Below are 16,915 nucleotides of genomic sequence, written 5' to 3'. Positions count from 1 at the left end.
AGAATTATGAAAAATAACCTTTTAAAATTCCTTGCGTTTGTGGTGGCAGCGGTGGTAATCAGCGCCTGCGATTTAACCGAAAAGCCCTACTCGTTTGTATCGCCTGACCAATTTTTTACGTCGGCCTCTGATGCCGAAGCCGCTCTGACGGCAGCTTATACGCCCGTAACCAACCTTTACAGCCGTGTGGGGATACAGCTACCCGATTACTCCGCTGATCAGTGTTTTCCACGGGCAGTAGTGGGTCGCGACCAACTAACGGTTTTTTCATACGATGCAACCATGGACTTAATCGGTCAGTATTGGCAGCATTGCTATCAGGGGATTGACCGTGCCAACCAAGTACTGGAGAATGTTCCCCGCGTGGTGATGGACGAAACCCGCAAAAAGCAAATTTTGGCCGAAGCCTATTTTTTGCGGGGGCTATTTTACTTTCATTTAGCCAAAACCTTTGGCGATGTACCCATTAAGCAAGAAAGTACCAAAAACATTGCGGGTACTGAGACGGCAAAAAGTCCCGTAGCGGATGTCTATGCGTTTTTAATCAAAGACTTGGAAACAGCCGTCAAAGATTTACCGCAAATGCCGAAGGATAGAGGTCGTGCGGCCTATGGGGCAGCGATTGGATTATTGGCAAAAGCCCAATTGTACGCGGGCGATTATGCCAAAGCGGCTCAAAATGCGCAGACACTCATTCAATCAAACCGATACAGTTTGATGCCCAATGTATTGGATTTGTACAATCCTCTAAGAGAAGATGCCGCTCGGGTAGAAGTGATTTTTGCGGCTGAGTTTTCGAGCCTTTCGGGGCTCAATAGCTACGATTTGTTAGGATTTTATGCGCCAGCCAACTCGCCCCCAGTTTTTTCCAAAACGGCTTTTGGCTCAGCCTTTGGGTATCATTCTTTCTATCGTTCCTTTAGTGATGTGGACAAGCGCAAAGCATTGCTTGACACGGCCTATGTCAATGCTCAGGGCAGGCTCATTGGTCAGGCCGATGTTACCCTAAGAGACCGAATCATTGTGAAAAAATACATGGATCCTAATTCTAACGGTGCCAGTGGCGAAAACAATTTTCCAATTTTACGCTTGGCCGACGTGTACCTGATTGCCGCCGAGGCCGAAGCCCGCGCTAGCAGCCCTACAGCCGCCGCGTATGCCGCCATCAATACCGTACGCAAGCGGGCGGGTTTGCCCGATTTAACCCCAGGTTTGAGCAAAGAGGCATTCATTGAGGCCGTTTTGCAGGAACGTTCGTGGGAGTTATGTTACGAAGCCGACCGCTGGTATGACCTGACTCGTACGGGTAAGTTTAAAATGGTGGCCAATGTATTAAACTCTTATTATCCATCGCGCCCAGTGCAAGACAAACATCGTTTTTTCCCGATTCCTAACATTGAAATTTTAACCAATTCTAAACTGGAACAAAACCCCGCTTGGAAGTAGTAAGTAGCGAAGCAATTGAAAAAGGGACGTATGTAGTTATGAGTCCGCGTGCATCTGCGTGGATTTAATCTGTGCTATCTGCGGGTAAAATTTAAAGCATCATTGAAAATGAAAAAGAAGCGTATCCTGTATTTGTTGTACGTCATTGGTTGGTGGCTTATGAGCTATCCTCAGGTATTTGCCCAGATTTTGGTCAACCAAGCGGGGTACAATCGCGGTGAAGCGAAGCATTTTGTCTGCTTAGGAGCCAAAGATGGTGCGAAGTTTAAAATTGTGAATACCGCTTCTGGTCGCGTCGAATTTCAAGGCGAAATTGTCAACCAAGAAGGGTGGTTTACAGCTTTTAACCCCGTCTCCAAAGACGAATTTCGGGTCGAAATTGAAGGCTATAATGCCTCTGTTCCTTTTTGGATTGCCGACCACCTCATTGAGAAATTGTCGTCAAAATTAGGCTACGAGTTTTTTATTGATGTACGCGGTTCTGAAGACCCTATCAACGCCAATTTGCCCAAAGTATATGGCGGAGGTCCCTCGCGCGATGGCGGTGCGTATGGCTTAGAAACAATTTTTGAATGTCTTCAATACGCCTCCAATCCGTCGTTATACGACCGTTGGAAAACCGAATTTGGGGACAAAAACACGCCCGATTTGATTGACTTGATTTTGTGGCACGCGGAGTTTGCGTATGCTCACGTGGCGTACCAAGGCCCCGTGGGTAGTCGTCACGGCTCGCTCGGCTACGAAGGACAATCGCGTATGAATTACGATTATTGGAACCTGCTCGACCAACTTTCGGTCGTTTGTGCTGCTTACCATGATTTTTTAAAGCCCTATTTGCCCCGCGAAAAATACCTCAAATACCGACAAGTCTGCCATGAAAAATGGACGCAGTACGACCGCCACAAAGTAGTGCGCTACTGGACGTACAGCAATAAATGGGTGGACGCGGGTTTTCAGGAATTTAATGAAATGGGCAATGCCTACGGGCAGTCGGTGTTTAGCAATTTGTTTATGTATTTGTGCGAAAAAAACGAACCCGATGGCAAGCCCCAACAGTACCTCGCGTGGGCGCAAGAAAGTGCCAAAGACATCATCCAACACTGGGATTTCAACAACCCGCGCCACATGTGGTGGATTCGGAACGCCGAACATATCACGCCGCAAGCGTTGGCCTATTTTTTACTGATAGCTCCCGAGCACGCCCCCCAAGGCACGAAGGAAAAATTGCAGGCTTGGGCTGTACACATGCACCAAAAAACCAATAATTTTTGGAAATACCGCGTCCACAGCGAAACCGAATGGGCGCACCCCAAAACCAAAGAATTGGGCGGTGCTCCTGCTTTGGGTGGGTCGATGTTTGCCGTGGCGCATTTGCTCAACGACCTCCGCTTGCGCGACATCGGGTGGGCACAAGTCGATTTTGTATTTGGGGTAAATCCCGTAGGAGCGCATTTGAGTAATAAAAGCCCTGAACGACTAGCCATCAATGGTTATTGGGAAGGCGTCGAGAAAGGTTGGCCGTCGGCCCATCCCAATGGCTACGGAATGCTGGGCAAAGTGCGCGGTACGCTCGATGGCTCACCGCTCGACAAAGATTTTCAAAAATCTGCCAGTCCTACTCCCATAAGCAACGACCCCAAAGACTTGATTGGCAAAGATGCTTATGCCACCGAAGGCTGGTGCGTTTCGAACCGTGGTTGGCAAGCGACGCTCACTTTTTCGACGCTGGGTAGCCACCGAGTGACCCTTTTGGACGCTTCCGAAAAAGAAATCAAGCAAACCAAGGTGGGACAAACGGTCATTATTGAGCTAAAAGCTGCCTTGAACATGGACTGGAACAAGGTCGAGAAGGGGCTTGTCACCTTGAAAATCAACGGCAAAAAAAGCGATACGTTAGAGGTAACTGAAACGGGCGAAAACACAGGTATTTTTAGAGCTACTTACAAAATTCTAACCGATTGCCGTTCGCTGGAAGTCGCTTACGGGACATTGGGCTTTGCTCAAAAGGCAGCGTTATCAGTCAAATGAATGAAACAAAGTTGAGTGACAAAAAACGATACAATGGCCAAGACAATACACACCTTATTGGCAGTGGTTTTCTCAATGATGTATGGGAAAATATGGGCTCAAAAAGCCTTGGTTTTAGAAAACTCATCGGTAAAAATTCGCTGGGAAAACAGTGCGGCAGGTTGGCAAATCAAAACGCTATCCGTTAAAAAAGGCAGTAAGTGGGTATCGCTAAAAACCCCTTCGGGCGAAAGCACGCTACTGTTCAGTTCGGCACAGCCTAAGTTAGAATCCGACTCCGTTTTTAAGAGCATTACGGGCAATAAGTTTCCCGAAGACGCCTACCATTACCAAACCAAACAGTGGGCAGAAAGTACTAATCCTGTTTCGCTCAATACGGCAGGAACTGCGGTTTATTTTTACCCTAAAAAAGGAACACAAAACGCGCCAAATCAACTCTCTTTTGAACACGAAACCGAAAAAGCGCGTGTAAGCTCCACCTGGCGTTTTGACCCTAAATTTCCCAACGATGTCCTCGTCACCCAAACGCTTACACCCAAACAAGCGGGCTATTTTTCGTTGGCCACGCCCACGTTGAGTTTCATCAGTGAGGCTGATATGGCCTGGGTGGCCGTTCCTGGGTATTTTCAGGGGAATTATATGCAACCAAATTTTGCCTTGGCGTATGCCTACGGGCACGGGGTGCCGACGTTGCCCGTCGTTTATCGCGAGCGCTCGGCCAGCACGCTTAGTCCGCTCGTCACAACCAGAGCAGGCATTACAGTTTCGGTCATTCCCGACCCCGATTATTGTCGCGACCCTTGGGCCAAAGACAAGCTGACCCTCCACGATTGGAATATTGGGCTTTCCCACAAAAACCGCAAAGCGCAGTTAGCGCCTACGTTGTATTATCCCGTTTTGGGCGAGCCGAAATCCGACCTAAAAGCGGGCGAAACCGTCACATTTTCATTTCGTTATAGCCTGTCGGAAGGCGATTGGTTTAGCATGATTAATCACGCCGCCTACGACATTTACCAACTCAAACAAACCTTGGAGCTTCGCCAAAGCAAGCAGTCACTGACCGACCGCATCCAAAAAATGCACCATTACTTAACCAACCCGAAAACGTCGCTTTGGAACATTGAAGAATACAAGGGTTTGAAAATTGGGGCGCAGTCGTACTTGGGGGGCGTGGTAGGTTCGCAACGCGACGCCATGAAAAACTCCGATTACGGTGCCATGTGGATGCTGGCCAAGGCCACCAAAGACACCCTGCTTACCAAAAATGTACTGCCTTACGCCCTCAATTTTAAATTTACTCAGCAAATCACCGAGCCAGGTTTCTTCAACGGGGCGTTGGCGGGTCAGTATTATTTGGCCAAACGAAAAAAATTCACCGAAGAATGGGGTGAGGTAGTCGAACCCATCGCGGTGACGTACTATACTATGCTTGACTTGGGTAATATTTTGTTGTTCGAGCCCGATAATCAACCACTTAGAGAGCGTTTAAAAGCGGGTGCCGAATGGTTGTTAAAAACTCAAAAAGCCAATGGCAGTTGGGGCGTTGCCTACGACCGCAAAACGGAGCAAGAGGCTTTTCTCGACATCCAAGACGTACGGCCTACGTTTTATGGATTATTGGTGGCGTATCGTATATTGAAAGACCCCAAGTACCTCGCGGCGGCGCAAAAAGGAGCAGATTGGTTGATAAAAAATGCCGTCGAAAAGGGGAGTTTTCTGGGCGTATGCGGCGACGCACGTTACGCCCCCGACTTTGCCACGGCGCAGTCGGCACAAGCATTGTTGGACTTGTACGACATTACACAAAACCCTGCCTACAAAACTGCCGCCGTCAATGCCGCCAAAGTCTATACTACCTCCATTTATACCCATCCCATTCCGAACCGTACCTCAAAAACCGTCAACGGTATTCAGCGTGAGGATTGGGAGATTTCGCAAGTAGGTTTGAGCTTCGAACACGGCGGGATTTTTGGTTCTTCCAACGCCCACGGGCCTATCCAACTGGCAAGTCATGCGGGCTTGTTTATTCGGATGTACCAACTGACCAACGAACGTATTTTCGCGGATTTGGCCCGCTCGGCCGCTTGGGGGCGCGACGCGTTTGTTGAGCCCAAAACCAGCGTTGCTTCCTACTATTGGCGGGTGATGAACCAAGGTTCGGGGCCATATCCGCACCACGCTTGGTGGCAAATCGGCTGGCTTACCGACTACCTCATGTCAGAAGCAGAATTACGTTCGGGTGGGCAAGTTAAATTCCCGCGCGGGTTTGTGACGCCCAAAGTGGGGCCGCATCAGAGTTACGGTTTTGCACCTGGTGTAATCAACGGCCAAAAAGCGTGGTTAAAAATTGACGAAAACTTGGTCAAAATTGACAATCCTACGGTCGATTACCTCTTGGCAGAGTCAGAGAAGAAAGAGACGTTTTTTGTGATTTTGTTAAACAACTGTTCGCAAGCCGCTGATTTTCAAATTACTATTAACGGGAAGTCTTACAAAAAGCAATTGGTAGGTGCAGGCTTTGAGGTGATGACGGTAGCGAACTAAGTGACCATTTCAAGACTTCTTGATAGGAAGCGGTACTTTTTTAAGTATTTCGTTTGCTTTTTCTAATTTAGGAGCTGTGGCTACTTTAAGAGCTTGGTGAATTCTTTCCCACTCTTTCTCGTCAAGCACTGTCTTAGTTGTTTTCATAATGGATTAATTTAAAGTGAAATATCTCATTTTATTTTCTATTAATCAAAAAAGCATCAAAGTTTTTATGAGGAACAAATGGTGACCAAGAATCATTCAAAAAGCCCCAAATCTCGAATGTTTCTGAAATCTCATTCAGTTCATGATTTATTGCCATTCGGTATAAACGATTCCGAACAGCAGAATTCCCAAAGAAAAAGATACTACAACGAGGATGGTTATTGGTAAAATGCAAAATGGCTTGGTAAATAGTAGCTAAAATTTTTTGGGTATCCCCATTGGCAGAAATAGCTGAAAAGTTCATTTTTCCTGATAATGGGTCTAAATCACACAAAGAGAGGTTGTACGAGTTATCTGTTTCTGTGATTTCAAATAGAATTGCTTTTTGGATAATCCCTCGTACCCCTATACTTTCAAAGAGGTAGATAGAGCGGGTAGCATCGGTCTGAAAGGAGTAAGAAGGTAAATTCATAAAGTAGCCCACAGGTTAAAAACTCGATAGTAAATCCATTTTCGAAATCTAACATATTTTAGACGCTTGAACTCACTGATTGATACCGCCGTCATCTTTATTTTCTCGGCTTTTGTGCTCGGAATTGGGATGCTGTTTGCCCGCACGGGGCGCAACCTCAAATCGTTTTTTGCGGGGGGAGAAGCCGTGCCTTGGTTCATTGGTGGACTGTCGCTGTTCATGTCCTTTTTCTCGGCAGGTACGTTCGTGGCGTGGGGGTCAATTGCCTACAAACACGGCTGGGTAGCCGTTACCATTCAATGGACGATGTGTATCGGGGCCATTATAACGGCCTTGTTTTTATCTCCGCGCTGGCGCGCTACGGGCAACCTCACGGCGGCAGAGTTTATCCGCGAACGCCTCGGTGAGCGCGTCCAGAAAACATACATCGGCATTTTTACGTTGGTTTCAGTTTTTATCAAAGGGTCGGTGTTATACCCCGTGGCCAAGCTGGTGAGTGTGTCATTAGGCTTTCCCTTGATTGAGTCCACCATCGTGTTGGGAATTTTCATGATTGCTTACACGGCCGTTGGCGGACTGTGGGCGGTGATGGTCACGGACATCTTGCAGTTTGTCATCCTGACGGCTGCAGTGTTTATTTTACTCCCGCTGTCGCTCAGTAAAGTCGGTGGTTTTGAGAGTTTTACACATCAAGTACCCGATGATTTTTTCAACTTTCTCCACGGCGAATATACCTTTGGGTTTGTGATGGCTTTTGTGCTTTACCACATTGCGTACATTGGCGGCAACTGGACGTTTGTTCAACGCTACACCAGTGTCGATAGCCCCAAATCGGCCCGTAAAGTCGCATTTTTGTTTGCGGCGTTGTATTTCATCAGTCCCATGATTTGGATGCTGCCTCCGATGATTTATCGGGCATTGAACCCAAGTTTGGAAGGATTGGACACCGAAAACGCCTACTTGATGATTTGTAAATCTGTGCTACCTCCTGGCTTACTAGGTTTGATGCTCACGGGAATGTACTTTTCGACTTCTGCCAGTGCCAATACGACCCTCAATGTCGTCTCAGCCGTTTTTACCAATGATATTTACAAAGGTTTTATCAATCCGCAAGCCTCTGACCAACAGCTCATTAAAGTGGCAAGACGTTCATCGTGGGGATTTGGATTGGGCATGATTGTCATTGCGTTGTTGGTGCCTGCCGCGGGCGGAATTGTCGAGGTAGTGCTGAGCATTTCGGCCATTTCGGGTGGCCCGCTGCTGGCACCACCGCTTTGGGCGTTGTTTTCCAAACGTATCAACGGCAAAACTACCTTCTGGATTACTGTTGTCGGTTTAACCGTCAACTTGTTTTTTAAAGTGTTATCTCCTTGGCTGTTAGATTTTAAACTAAGTCGTGCCGTAGAAACTATCGTGGGCATTGGTCTGCCGTTGGTGTTACTTTTAGCTTACGAATTGTACGCCCGCTCAAAAGGACTCATAGCTGAAGAATACGAATTATACCTGACCTCCAAAGCAACGCGTAAGGCTGAAAAACTCGCTGAAACCGAAGAAGAAGCGACCGAAGTCAAACGCCAAAACCGCTTCGGAATGCAGGTCATTGCGGGAGCGTTGGTGTTTGTAGCCGTGGTCTTGTTGGGATTAAGTGCCTTTGCAACATCGGGCGGAACGGTGACAGCGGGAATTGCAGTGGTGGTGCTGTTGGGTGCCATTATTCCATGGCAAGCTGCTAGACGAATTATAACGCCCTAAAGGACGTGGCTAGAAGGAGCGTGATTCCTCTAACCCCACGGCTTTAGTCTGGGGTAATACAAATTGGGCTTTAGCCCTGACAATCAATACATATCACACATGAAACTAACAAGTTTATTTTTCTTACTATCCTTTTCAGCTTTTGCCCAATTTAGTATTCGTCATTCCAATGCCATTCCTCTACATGGGCAATGGTCGTTTGCCATGGATACGCGAGAAGTCGGAGCAACCAAAGGCTGGTACAAAGACAACTATGCCGTGGGGGGCTGGGACAAAGTAAACGTGCCTCACTGCTTTTCGGTGGACCCGCGCTATCAGTTTTACACAGGAACCGTCTGGTACCGTAAGTCGTTTCCGTGGCAAGTGCAGGCGGGTAAACGCGTGATTTTGCACTTTGATGCGGCCTATTACGCCACGACGGTTTGGCTCAATAATCAGAAAATTGGAACGCACGATGGTGGCTATACGCCGTTTCGTTTTGACATTACTGATTACCTAAAATCGGGCGATAACGTGCTGGCCGTTTCTGTCAATAACGATACGTGGCAAACGGGCTCTATTCCTGGTGCGAAAGACAACGGCAATGCCAACGACCCTTTTCCAGGGTGGATTAACTACGGAGGTTTGGTTCGTCCCGTTTATCTGACCATTGAGCCCGAACTATACCTCGAAAACCTTAAAATAGACGCTCAACCCGATTTAGCGACGGGAACGGCGACCCTCCGCTTGCAAGCCCGCGTTCGCAACGCTTCTGCCACTACCCAAAATCCCAAACTCATCACTTCCGTTTTGTTGGGAAATCAAGCTTTAAAATTGGTGTGGAAAAACGTTTCGCCCTCCGTTGCTGCGGGAAAAACGGGGTTGCTGGAGGCCGAAACTTCCCTCAAAGCCGCCGATGTAAAATTGTGGAATATTGACTCGCCCCAGCTTTATCAGCTTCAAGCCGTGGTGGGTAGCGATACCCTTTCAAGCTCATTTGGAATTCGTAAAGTAGAGGTGAAAAACACCCAACTGCTCCTCAACGGACAACCTATTCGCTTGGCGGGCGGGAATCGGGTAGTTGATTACCCAAGTCTGGGCTCGCTAGAACCCGATTGGTTGGTCGAGAAAGATTTTCGGTTGATGAAAGAAGCAGGAATGGAGTTTCATCGTTTGACCCACTATACCCCCAGCGAAACGTTTTACGACCTAGCCGACCGTTACGGAATGCTCATCATCACTGAAGCAGGCAACTGGCAACTTACCCCTACTCAGATGGACAATGACACCATTCGTGAGAAGTTCAAACAGCAGTTTCGGGAAATGGCCGAGCGCGACTGGAACCACCCGAGCGTCATTGCGTACAGTGTTGGGAATGAGTACTTGTCCGAAACGCCTTCGGGACAACGTTGGACCAAAGACATGATGGTCTATGGCAAAAGCCTTGACCCTAGTCGTTTGTTTACTTTCGCGTCCATGCGTCTGAATATTTTACCCGCCAAACCTGAAGACGAAGCTACTCAATACTGCGATTTTGTATCGACCAATACTTATGGCAACCATGCCAAGATATTTGACCACATCCACGCACTTTATCCCGATAAGCCCATTCTCATCAGCGAGTGGGGAATCCGCGCCGATACGCCCACGGGTGAAGCAGGGCAAGTCAGTCATTTGGAAAAGGTGATGGCTGAGATTCGCCAGCGTCCATACATCGTGGGTGCTTCGTGGTGGTCTTTTAATGATTACCAAAGCCGACACGCAGGTACGAACCCCAACGGCTATCGTCCGTGGGGGCTGGTGGGGCCAGAGCGCAACAAGCGCCTCCTTTACCACGCTCATCGCCGCGAAATGGCACCCCTTACGCTCGAAAAAGTACGTTTTCAGGCAGGCAGTCAAGGTGTTCATCAGTTGGTTGTTCGGGTCAACAACCGCAGCGATTTCCCTGCCTATGCGTTGAAAAACTACACGCTCAAAACGGGCGAAATCACTTTAAACATCCCCGATTTAGCCCCAGGACAAAGTGCCGAAATAATGATTCCTGTACGTGGTTTTGAACAAAAACTTACGCTGGAAATCGTCAAACCCACAGGCTACTCGGTCATCAGTGAGACCTTTGAATTAAAATAAATGCTAGACATTACAAGTTTCCAAAACTTGGAATGTCTGACAAGGAATAAATCATTTACGGTTAATAGGCCTATAAGGTTTCTAAAACCTCACAGGTCTGACATAACAAATAACTTTTGCAAACAAGCATGATAAAAGCAGAAGCCATAGAAAAAAGAGCTCCCAAAAGCGTTCATTATCATACCGATTTGGTCGTTGTAGGCGGCGGGTTGTCAGGATTATGTGGTGCCATTACCGCCGCGCGCGCTGGAATCAAGGTCGTATTGGTCACCGACCGCCCTGTGTTGGGCGGTAATGCGTCCAGTGAAGTTCGGCTGTGGGTGTTAGGAGCCACCTCCCACATGGGCAACAACAACCGCTGGGCGCGCGAAGGCGGCGTTATCGACGAATTGTTGGTAGAAAACATGTACCGCAACCCCGACAGCAATCCGCTAATTTTTGACACCATTTTGCTCGAAAAAGCCATCAGCGAGCCTAATATCACGCTTTTGCTCAATACAAGCGTTTACGAAGTAGAAAAATCAGGTCCCGATACGATTTCGAAAATTCACGGTTTTTGTTCCCAAAACTCCACCCATTACGAATTCTCCGCACCGCTTTTCTGCGATGCTTCGGGCGACGGAATCGTAGGTTTTCTGGCAGGCGCGGCCTTTCGGATGGGGGCCGAATCACGTGAAGAGTTTGGGGAAAAGTTTGCGCCTTCCCAAGAATACGGCGAGCTGCTGGGGCATAGCCTTTATTTTTATTCCAAAAACGCAGGCAAGCCCGTCAAATTTGTCGCGCCGAGTTTTGCCCACGATGTTACCCAAAAAGTCCCCAAATTCCGTTCTTTCAACGCCAACGAGTTTGGCTGTAAGCTTTGGTGGGTCGAATATGGTGGTCGCCTCGATACCGTCCACGACACCGAAACCATCAAATGGGAGCTCTGGAAAGTAATTTATGGCGTTTGGGACTATATCAAAAACTCGGGTAATTTTCCCGAAGCCGAAAATCTTACCCTTGAATGGGTGGGACAAATCCCTGGCAAACGCGAAAGTCGCCGCTTTGAGGGCGATTATATGTTGATTCAACAAGACATAGTTGAGCAACGGACGCATTACGATGATGTGGCTTTTGGCGGATGGTCGATTGACTTACACCCTGCCGATGGTGTTTTTTCCGAAATTGGACAATCGAGTTGTAATCAGTGGCACAGCAAGGGGATTTATGGGATTCCTTACCGCTGTTTGTATTCGCGCAACATCTGCAACCTGTTCATCGCGGGGCGCATCATTTCGGCCAGTCACGTGGCCTTTGCGTCGTCGCGCGTGATGGCCACGAGTGCGCACGTTGGGCAAGCCGTGGGAATGGCCGCGAAATTGTGCATCGAAAAAGGACTTTTACCTCGTCAGCTTTCTGAGAAGCAACATATTGCGTCTCTACAGCAATCATTGTTAAAAACGGGACAGCACATCCCCCAACTTCGCCTAAAAGACGACCAAGATTTGGTACAAACGGCCATCCTTTCGGCCAGTAGTGAGTTGGTGTTGGAAGAATTATCGCCGTCGGGTGAACCCCAACCGATGGTGTTTTCGGTGGCTCAAATGCTTCCTTTCTCCAAAGCGCCTTTAGGAAAAGTGATCCTCCATCCTTACGCCGACGAACCGACCGAGCTTCAAATCGAACTGCGGGTTTCGAGTAAAGCCGATAATCATACGCCTGATGTAACGCTTTGTCAACAAACCATTTCATTGCAAAAAGGCCGCAACTGTGTGCATTTGGCGTTTGATGAAGCAGACTACCGTTCCCAACTCAGTCAACTTAGGGACGCTCAATCTGCAAGCACACTGGGCTACGCGTTTTTGACCATTCTGAAAAATGAAAAAGTACGCTTACAGTACTCAGACCAACGGGTAACGGGCTTACTGACCGTCTTTAATCAAATCAACGAAGCGGTTTCTAACTACGGAAAACAAGAACCTACGCAAGACATCGGCGTGGATACGTTCGAGTTTTGGTGTCCACAGCGCCGTCCTGCGGGTAAAAATTTAGCCTTAAAGTTTGAACCACCTTTAAACTTATTTCAAGCCAATCACCTAAGCAATGGTTTGCAACGACCTACTTGTCAGCCCAATGCTTGGGTCGCTAGTCCAACAGACGCGCACCCAACAGTGCAGCTCTCGTGGGACAGTCCCCAGCAGATTCGTGAGTTAGTCCTGCACTTTGATACCGATTTTGACCACCCGATGGAAACGGTTTTGATGTCGCACCCCGAAAATGAAATGCCGTTTTGTGTAAAAAATGTGCAGGTTCTGAACCAGCAGCAAGAAGTCATTGCCGAAATCAAAGACAACCACCAAAGCCAACGCATCATTACGTTCCGCGAGCCGATTGAGACCACCTCACTCACAATTGAAGTGGCGCATCCGTCAAACGTAGTTCCTGCGGCTTTGTTTGAAATTCGGTGTTATTGATTCGCTATTTTTAAATTTTTTGTGTTTTTTCAAAGAGTATTTTAATTTTTTGAAGTTTTAATAGCAAATGCTTGATTTAATGCGAGTTAAGTCTTATATTCAGCTACATTAAATCTTCAATATGAAAAATACGCTGTTTACCTTTGCCTTTTTTCTTGGTTTTTCTTTTTTGAGCCTTGCCCAGAAAGTTCAGATTGAAACAACTATGGGCTCTATTACTGTTGAGCTGTATGCCGATAAAGCTCCAATTACTGTTGCCAATTTTCTCCGCTATGTGGATGAAAAACGCTACGATGGAGGTAAGTTTTATCGCGTCGTACGTATGGACAACCAAGCTACCAGCCCAGTCAAAATAGAGGTTATCCAAGGTGGTCTTCAGAGTGATTCTACCAAAATGCTGCCGCCGATTCCGCAGGAAACGACCAATAAAACGGGCATTTTGCACGTAGATGGTGCTATATCTATGGCCCGTGGGAAGCCTGAAAGCGGTGCTTCTGAATTCTTCATTTGTATCAATGCCCAACCTGAACTTGACTTTGGAGGAAAACGAAATCCCGATGGTCAAGGATTTGCTGCGTTTGGAAGAGTAGTGAGCGGAATGGATGTGGTTCGCAAGATTCAGCAGGGGGAGACGGGCCAACCTGGCCCAACCAATGCTTTCTCTAATCCTATGCAGTTGCTTAAAGTGCCTGTTATTATCAAAACAGTGCAGCGTGTAAAATAGTTATTTCTTCATTACTGCTTCCTTACCCATTTTCTTCTACTATAAACCCCAAATTTTTCTTATGAAAAGAAGACTACTTCTATTGTTGCTGTTGGGCATGATACAGCTAGGTCGTGCGCAAACTAAATCCATTTCGGGAAAAGTTACCTCTCCCGAAAATGAAGGGATTCCTGGCGTCAATGTTTTATTGAAAGGGACTAACGTCGGTACTGCTACCAAAGCTGATGGTACCTATCAAATCAGTGTTCCTGACAAAGTAGGTACGTTGGTATTCTCGTTTATTGGCTATAAAACGATTGAGGTTGAAGTAGGTAATAAAACCACCGTAAACATCCAATTAGAAGCCGATTTGGTAAATTTGAACGAAGTGGTTGTGACAGCCAATGCCATTGTTCGTGAAAAAAAAGAACTGGGCTATGCCGTTTCGACCATTGGGGGTTCTGAACTCGTAAAAGCGCGTGACCCAAACCTGCTCAATTCCATGGCGGGGCGCATTGCTGGGGTGAGGATTTCGCAACAGTCGGGTACAGTAGGTGGTTCGAGTCGCGTCATGATTCGCGGAGCTAACTCGATCTCCAGCTCTAGTGAACCATTGTTTGTTGTGGATGGGATGCCGATTTCCAACTCTTCGTTCAATAACTCTGAAACTGACGTTGTAACGGGAGGGGTTGACGTGGGCAACCGAGCAGGAGATCTCAACCCTGACGACATCGAAACCATGACCGTTTTGAAAGGTGCTGCTGCTTCTGCGCTCTACGGCTCTCGTGCTCGTAACGGTGTGATTGTCATAACGACCAAACGAGGCAAGCAGGGCGCAAAAAAAACGAATGTGACGATTAATTCATCCTTCCGAACTGACAATGTACTTCGTACTCCCGAACTACAAACAGAATATGCCCAAGGTAATTTAGGCGTGTATAACCCACAATCAGGAAATGGTTGGGGTCCCAAAATATCCAGCATTACGGGGCCTGTAAGGGACTATAAAGGTGAAACGGTGCAGAGTTTGCAGGCATACCCACAAAACTGGAAAAATTTCTTTGTGACAGGCCACACCATGATTAACAGCGTGTCGCTTGATGGAGCCACAGAGCAGGGAGATTATCGCATCGGTTATACTAATTTACGACAAACGGGCACTGTACCAGGTTCTGAATTGAACCGTAATACATTTGCCATTAATGGAGGTAAAAAAATTACGGACAAACTTACCTCGCGGGCTTGGGTAAACTACGTTCGTACTACCAGCGACGGTCGGCCGCAGCAGGGTTCAAATACCACCAACATCATCGCTACCATTTTGTCAGGCTTACCCGTAACGGTAGATATCAACGAGTTGAGAGACAATTTGTTCGCACCTGCAACACAGGCAGTGCCAACAGGTTGGACAGGTGATTTAGCACGCTCTATTGACCTCAACGGGGTTCAAAACAATCCTTATTTTGTAACCACATTCAACAGGTTTTCTAACTCCGTTGACCGTGTTTATGGTGGAACCAGCCTAAGCTACGATGTTGCACCTTGGTTCAATGTAACAGGACGCGTCGGTACTGACTTTTTTACTGAAAACCGCCGCTCAGTAACGCGCAAAGGAACGCGCGGACGTTTGAATGGACAATTTGAAACCAATGATATTTTTGAAAGAGAACTCCAAACGGACATTTTAGGAACGATTCAGCGCAAAATCAGTAACAATTGGTCTTTCAAAGGCATTGTCGGACACCAGTTCAATCAACGCACCATTCGCCGTTCGCGTTTGTTGTCGGAAGGCTTAAACATTGATCAGCTTTATACCTTTGCCAATGCTCAGTCCAACGTCCCTTCTAACTTCTACAGTCGTCGCGAAATTTTTGGAGTTTATGGTGACTTTAGTTTTGATTATAAAAATTATTTGTTCCTAAATGTAACGGGACGGAATGATTGGTCTTCTACTTTACCTGTCAACAACAACTCCTATTTTTATCCATCGGCCAGTGTATCGTTTGTGTTGACCGAAGCCTTTCCGAATTTAGGAATTGTTAAAAATGACATCCTGAGTTACGCTAAACTACGTGCCAACTATGCCAATGTAGGTTCAGATGAGGATCCCTATCAATTATCGTTTACCTACAATCCGCTGACGCAAGCTAGTGATATTTATACCTTCAATATCCTGTATCCCATTGGTGGAGCGTCGGCCTTTGGGGCAACCAATATTTTGCCCCCAACCAACTTGAAACCCCAACAACAGACTTCGTACGAATTTGGCGCAGAGCTAAAGTTTTTCGGTGGACGATTGGGACTTGATATGACGTACTACAAAACGCTCAATTATGACCAGATTATCTCTATTGCGATTCCCCAAACCACGGGCTATTCTGCCAGACGCTTAAACGTGGGGGAGATTTCCAATAAAGGATTAGAAGCCATGCTCACCGTTACCCCACTCAAAACCCGTTCAGGATTCCGTTGGGATGCGGCTTTCAATTTCAACAAAAACGTCAACCGCGTAGAATCTCTGGCTCCTGGCCTGACGGAGTTTATCACGACTTCGGGCGATGGATTTGGGATATTTGTTGTAGCTCGCCCTGGCGAAACGTTCAGCATTCAGGGTGTAAGCTGGCTTCGCGACCCGCAAGGGAATATTATTATTAATCCGACCACAGGCTTACGCACGCCTGGCCCACGAAAAGTGTTTGGTTCTATTTACCCTGATTGGACGTTGGGTATCAACAACTCGTTCTCGTACAAAGGCATTGATTTCAATTTCTTGGTGGATGTACGCAAAGGCGGTGTTATCAATTCTCAGACAGTAAGCATTGTAAGAGGAAGCGGTTTGGCGATAGAGACTGCCGACAACAACCGAACACCGTTTGTTGACCCAGGTGTAATTCGTAATGCAGACGGGACTTTTAGCCCTAATACCAAGCCCGTTGCCAGTGTACAGCAATATTGGGGGCAGCTGGATAACTCGGTTAGTCCTGAAAATAATATTTTTGACGGTTCTTATTCCAAATTACGAGAGGTACGAATCGCGTATAACTTACCCAAAAAATGGGTCAACAAGACACCTTTCGGCAGCGTCGCTTTGGGGGTAGAAGGGCGTAACCTGTGGATTATTAGTTCTAAAGTACCACATATTGATCCTGAAGCCAACGTATTGGGTACTGGCCTGATTGGGGAGGGACTAGAGCGGGGAAGTATTCCTAGCAGCCGAACCATCGGAGGTAATTTAAGATTTACTTTTTAAAAAAATTCACT

The 16,915-nt window shown here is 47.2% G+C and carries 10 protein-coding genes; 8 read left to right on the top strand and 2 right to left on the bottom strand.

All coding sequences use genetic code 11. The features are described 5' to 3' along the window. Positions 1–6: 6 nt before the first annotated feature. From DTQ70_RS20845 to DTQ70_RS20835, 3 genes are all read left to right on the top strand, one after another. Positions 7–1,446 (top strand): RagB/SusD family nutrient uptake outer membrane protein, encoded by a 1,440-nt coding sequence (locus DTQ70_RS20845; RefSeq protein WP_122932605.1) that lies wholly within the window; start codon positions 7–9, stop codon positions 1,444–1,446. A gap of 108 nt (positions 1,447–1,554) precedes the next feature. Next, complete coding sequence (locus tag DTQ70_RS20840; protein ID WP_122932604.1) at positions 1,555–3,474, top strand: cellulase N-terminal Ig-like domain-containing protein; 1,920 nt, start codon at positions 1,555–1,557, stop codon at positions 3,472–3,474. Positions 3,475–3,507: 33 nt separating this feature from the next. Beyond that, on the top strand, positions 3,508–6,018 hold the full coding sequence (locus DTQ70_RS20835) for a glycerophosphoryl diester phosphodiesterase (protein WP_122932603.1): 2,511 nt from the start codon (positions 3,508–3,510) through the stop codon (positions 6,016–6,018). Between the two features lie 9 nt (positions 6,019–6,027). Here DTQ70_RS20835 and DTQ70_RS30815 read toward each other — a convergent pair whose 3' ends face one another. Together DTQ70_RS30815 and DTQ70_RS20830 are read right to left on the bottom strand one after the other, a co-directional pair. Then, a complete protein-coding gene (locus tag DTQ70_RS30815; RefSeq protein ID WP_164490136.1) occupies positions 6,028–6,165 on the bottom strand; it encodes a hypothetical protein in 138 nt (45 codons plus the stop codon). Between the two features lie 31 nt (positions 6,166–6,196). Further along, positions 6,197–6,637 carry a DUF6934 family protein gene (locus DTQ70_RS20830; protein ID WP_122932602.1) on the bottom strand — a complete coding sequence of 147 codons (441 nt, stop codon included), beginning with the start codon at positions 6,635–6,637 and terminating at the stop codon, positions 6,197–6,199. Positions 6,638–6,703: 66 nt separating this feature from the next. Here DTQ70_RS20830 and DTQ70_RS20825 point away from each other — a divergent pair, with 66 nt between their 5' ends. The 5 genes from DTQ70_RS20825 to DTQ70_RS20805 all read left to right on the top strand — a co-directional run bounded on the left by DTQ70_RS20825 (position 6,704) and on the right by DTQ70_RS20805 (position 16,904). After that, complete coding sequence (locus DTQ70_RS20825) at positions 6,704–8,389, top strand: sodium:solute symporter family protein (protein WP_122932601.1); 1,686 nt, start codon at positions 6,704–6,706, stop codon at positions 8,387–8,389. A gap of 99 nt (positions 8,390–8,488) precedes the next feature. Then, a complete protein-coding gene (locus DTQ70_RS20820; protein ID WP_122932600.1) occupies positions 8,489–10,498 on the top strand; it encodes a glycoside hydrolase family 2 protein in 2,010 nt (669 codons plus the stop codon). Positions 10,499–10,626: 128 nt separating this feature from the next. After that, entirely contained in the window at positions 10,627–12,951 is a 2,325-nt protein-coding gene (locus DTQ70_RS20815; RefSeq protein WP_122932599.1) for an FAD-dependent oxidoreductase, read from the top strand. A 121-nt stretch (positions 12,952–13,072) separates the two neighbouring features. Further along, a complete protein-coding gene (locus tag DTQ70_RS20810) occupies positions 13,073–13,675 on the top strand; it encodes a peptidylprolyl isomerase (RefSeq protein ID WP_122932598.1) in 603 nt (200 codons plus the stop codon). Positions 13,676–13,736: 61 nt separating this feature from the next. Continuing rightward, the gene (locus DTQ70_RS20805) at positions 13,737–16,904 is read left to right on the top strand and encodes a SusC/RagA family TonB-linked outer membrane protein (protein ID WP_122932597.1); all 3,168 of its coding nucleotides are present in this window, start codon (positions 13,737–13,739) and stop codon (positions 16,902–16,904) included. Positions 16,905–16,915 lie beyond the last annotated feature (11 nt).

It is taken from the genome of Runella sp. SP2 (assembly GCF_003711225.1).
Taxonomy (GTDB): domain Bacteria; phylum Bacteroidota; class Bacteroidia; order Cytophagales; family Spirosomataceae; genus Runella.
This window is presented reverse-complemented; position numbering and strand designations above follow the sequence as displayed.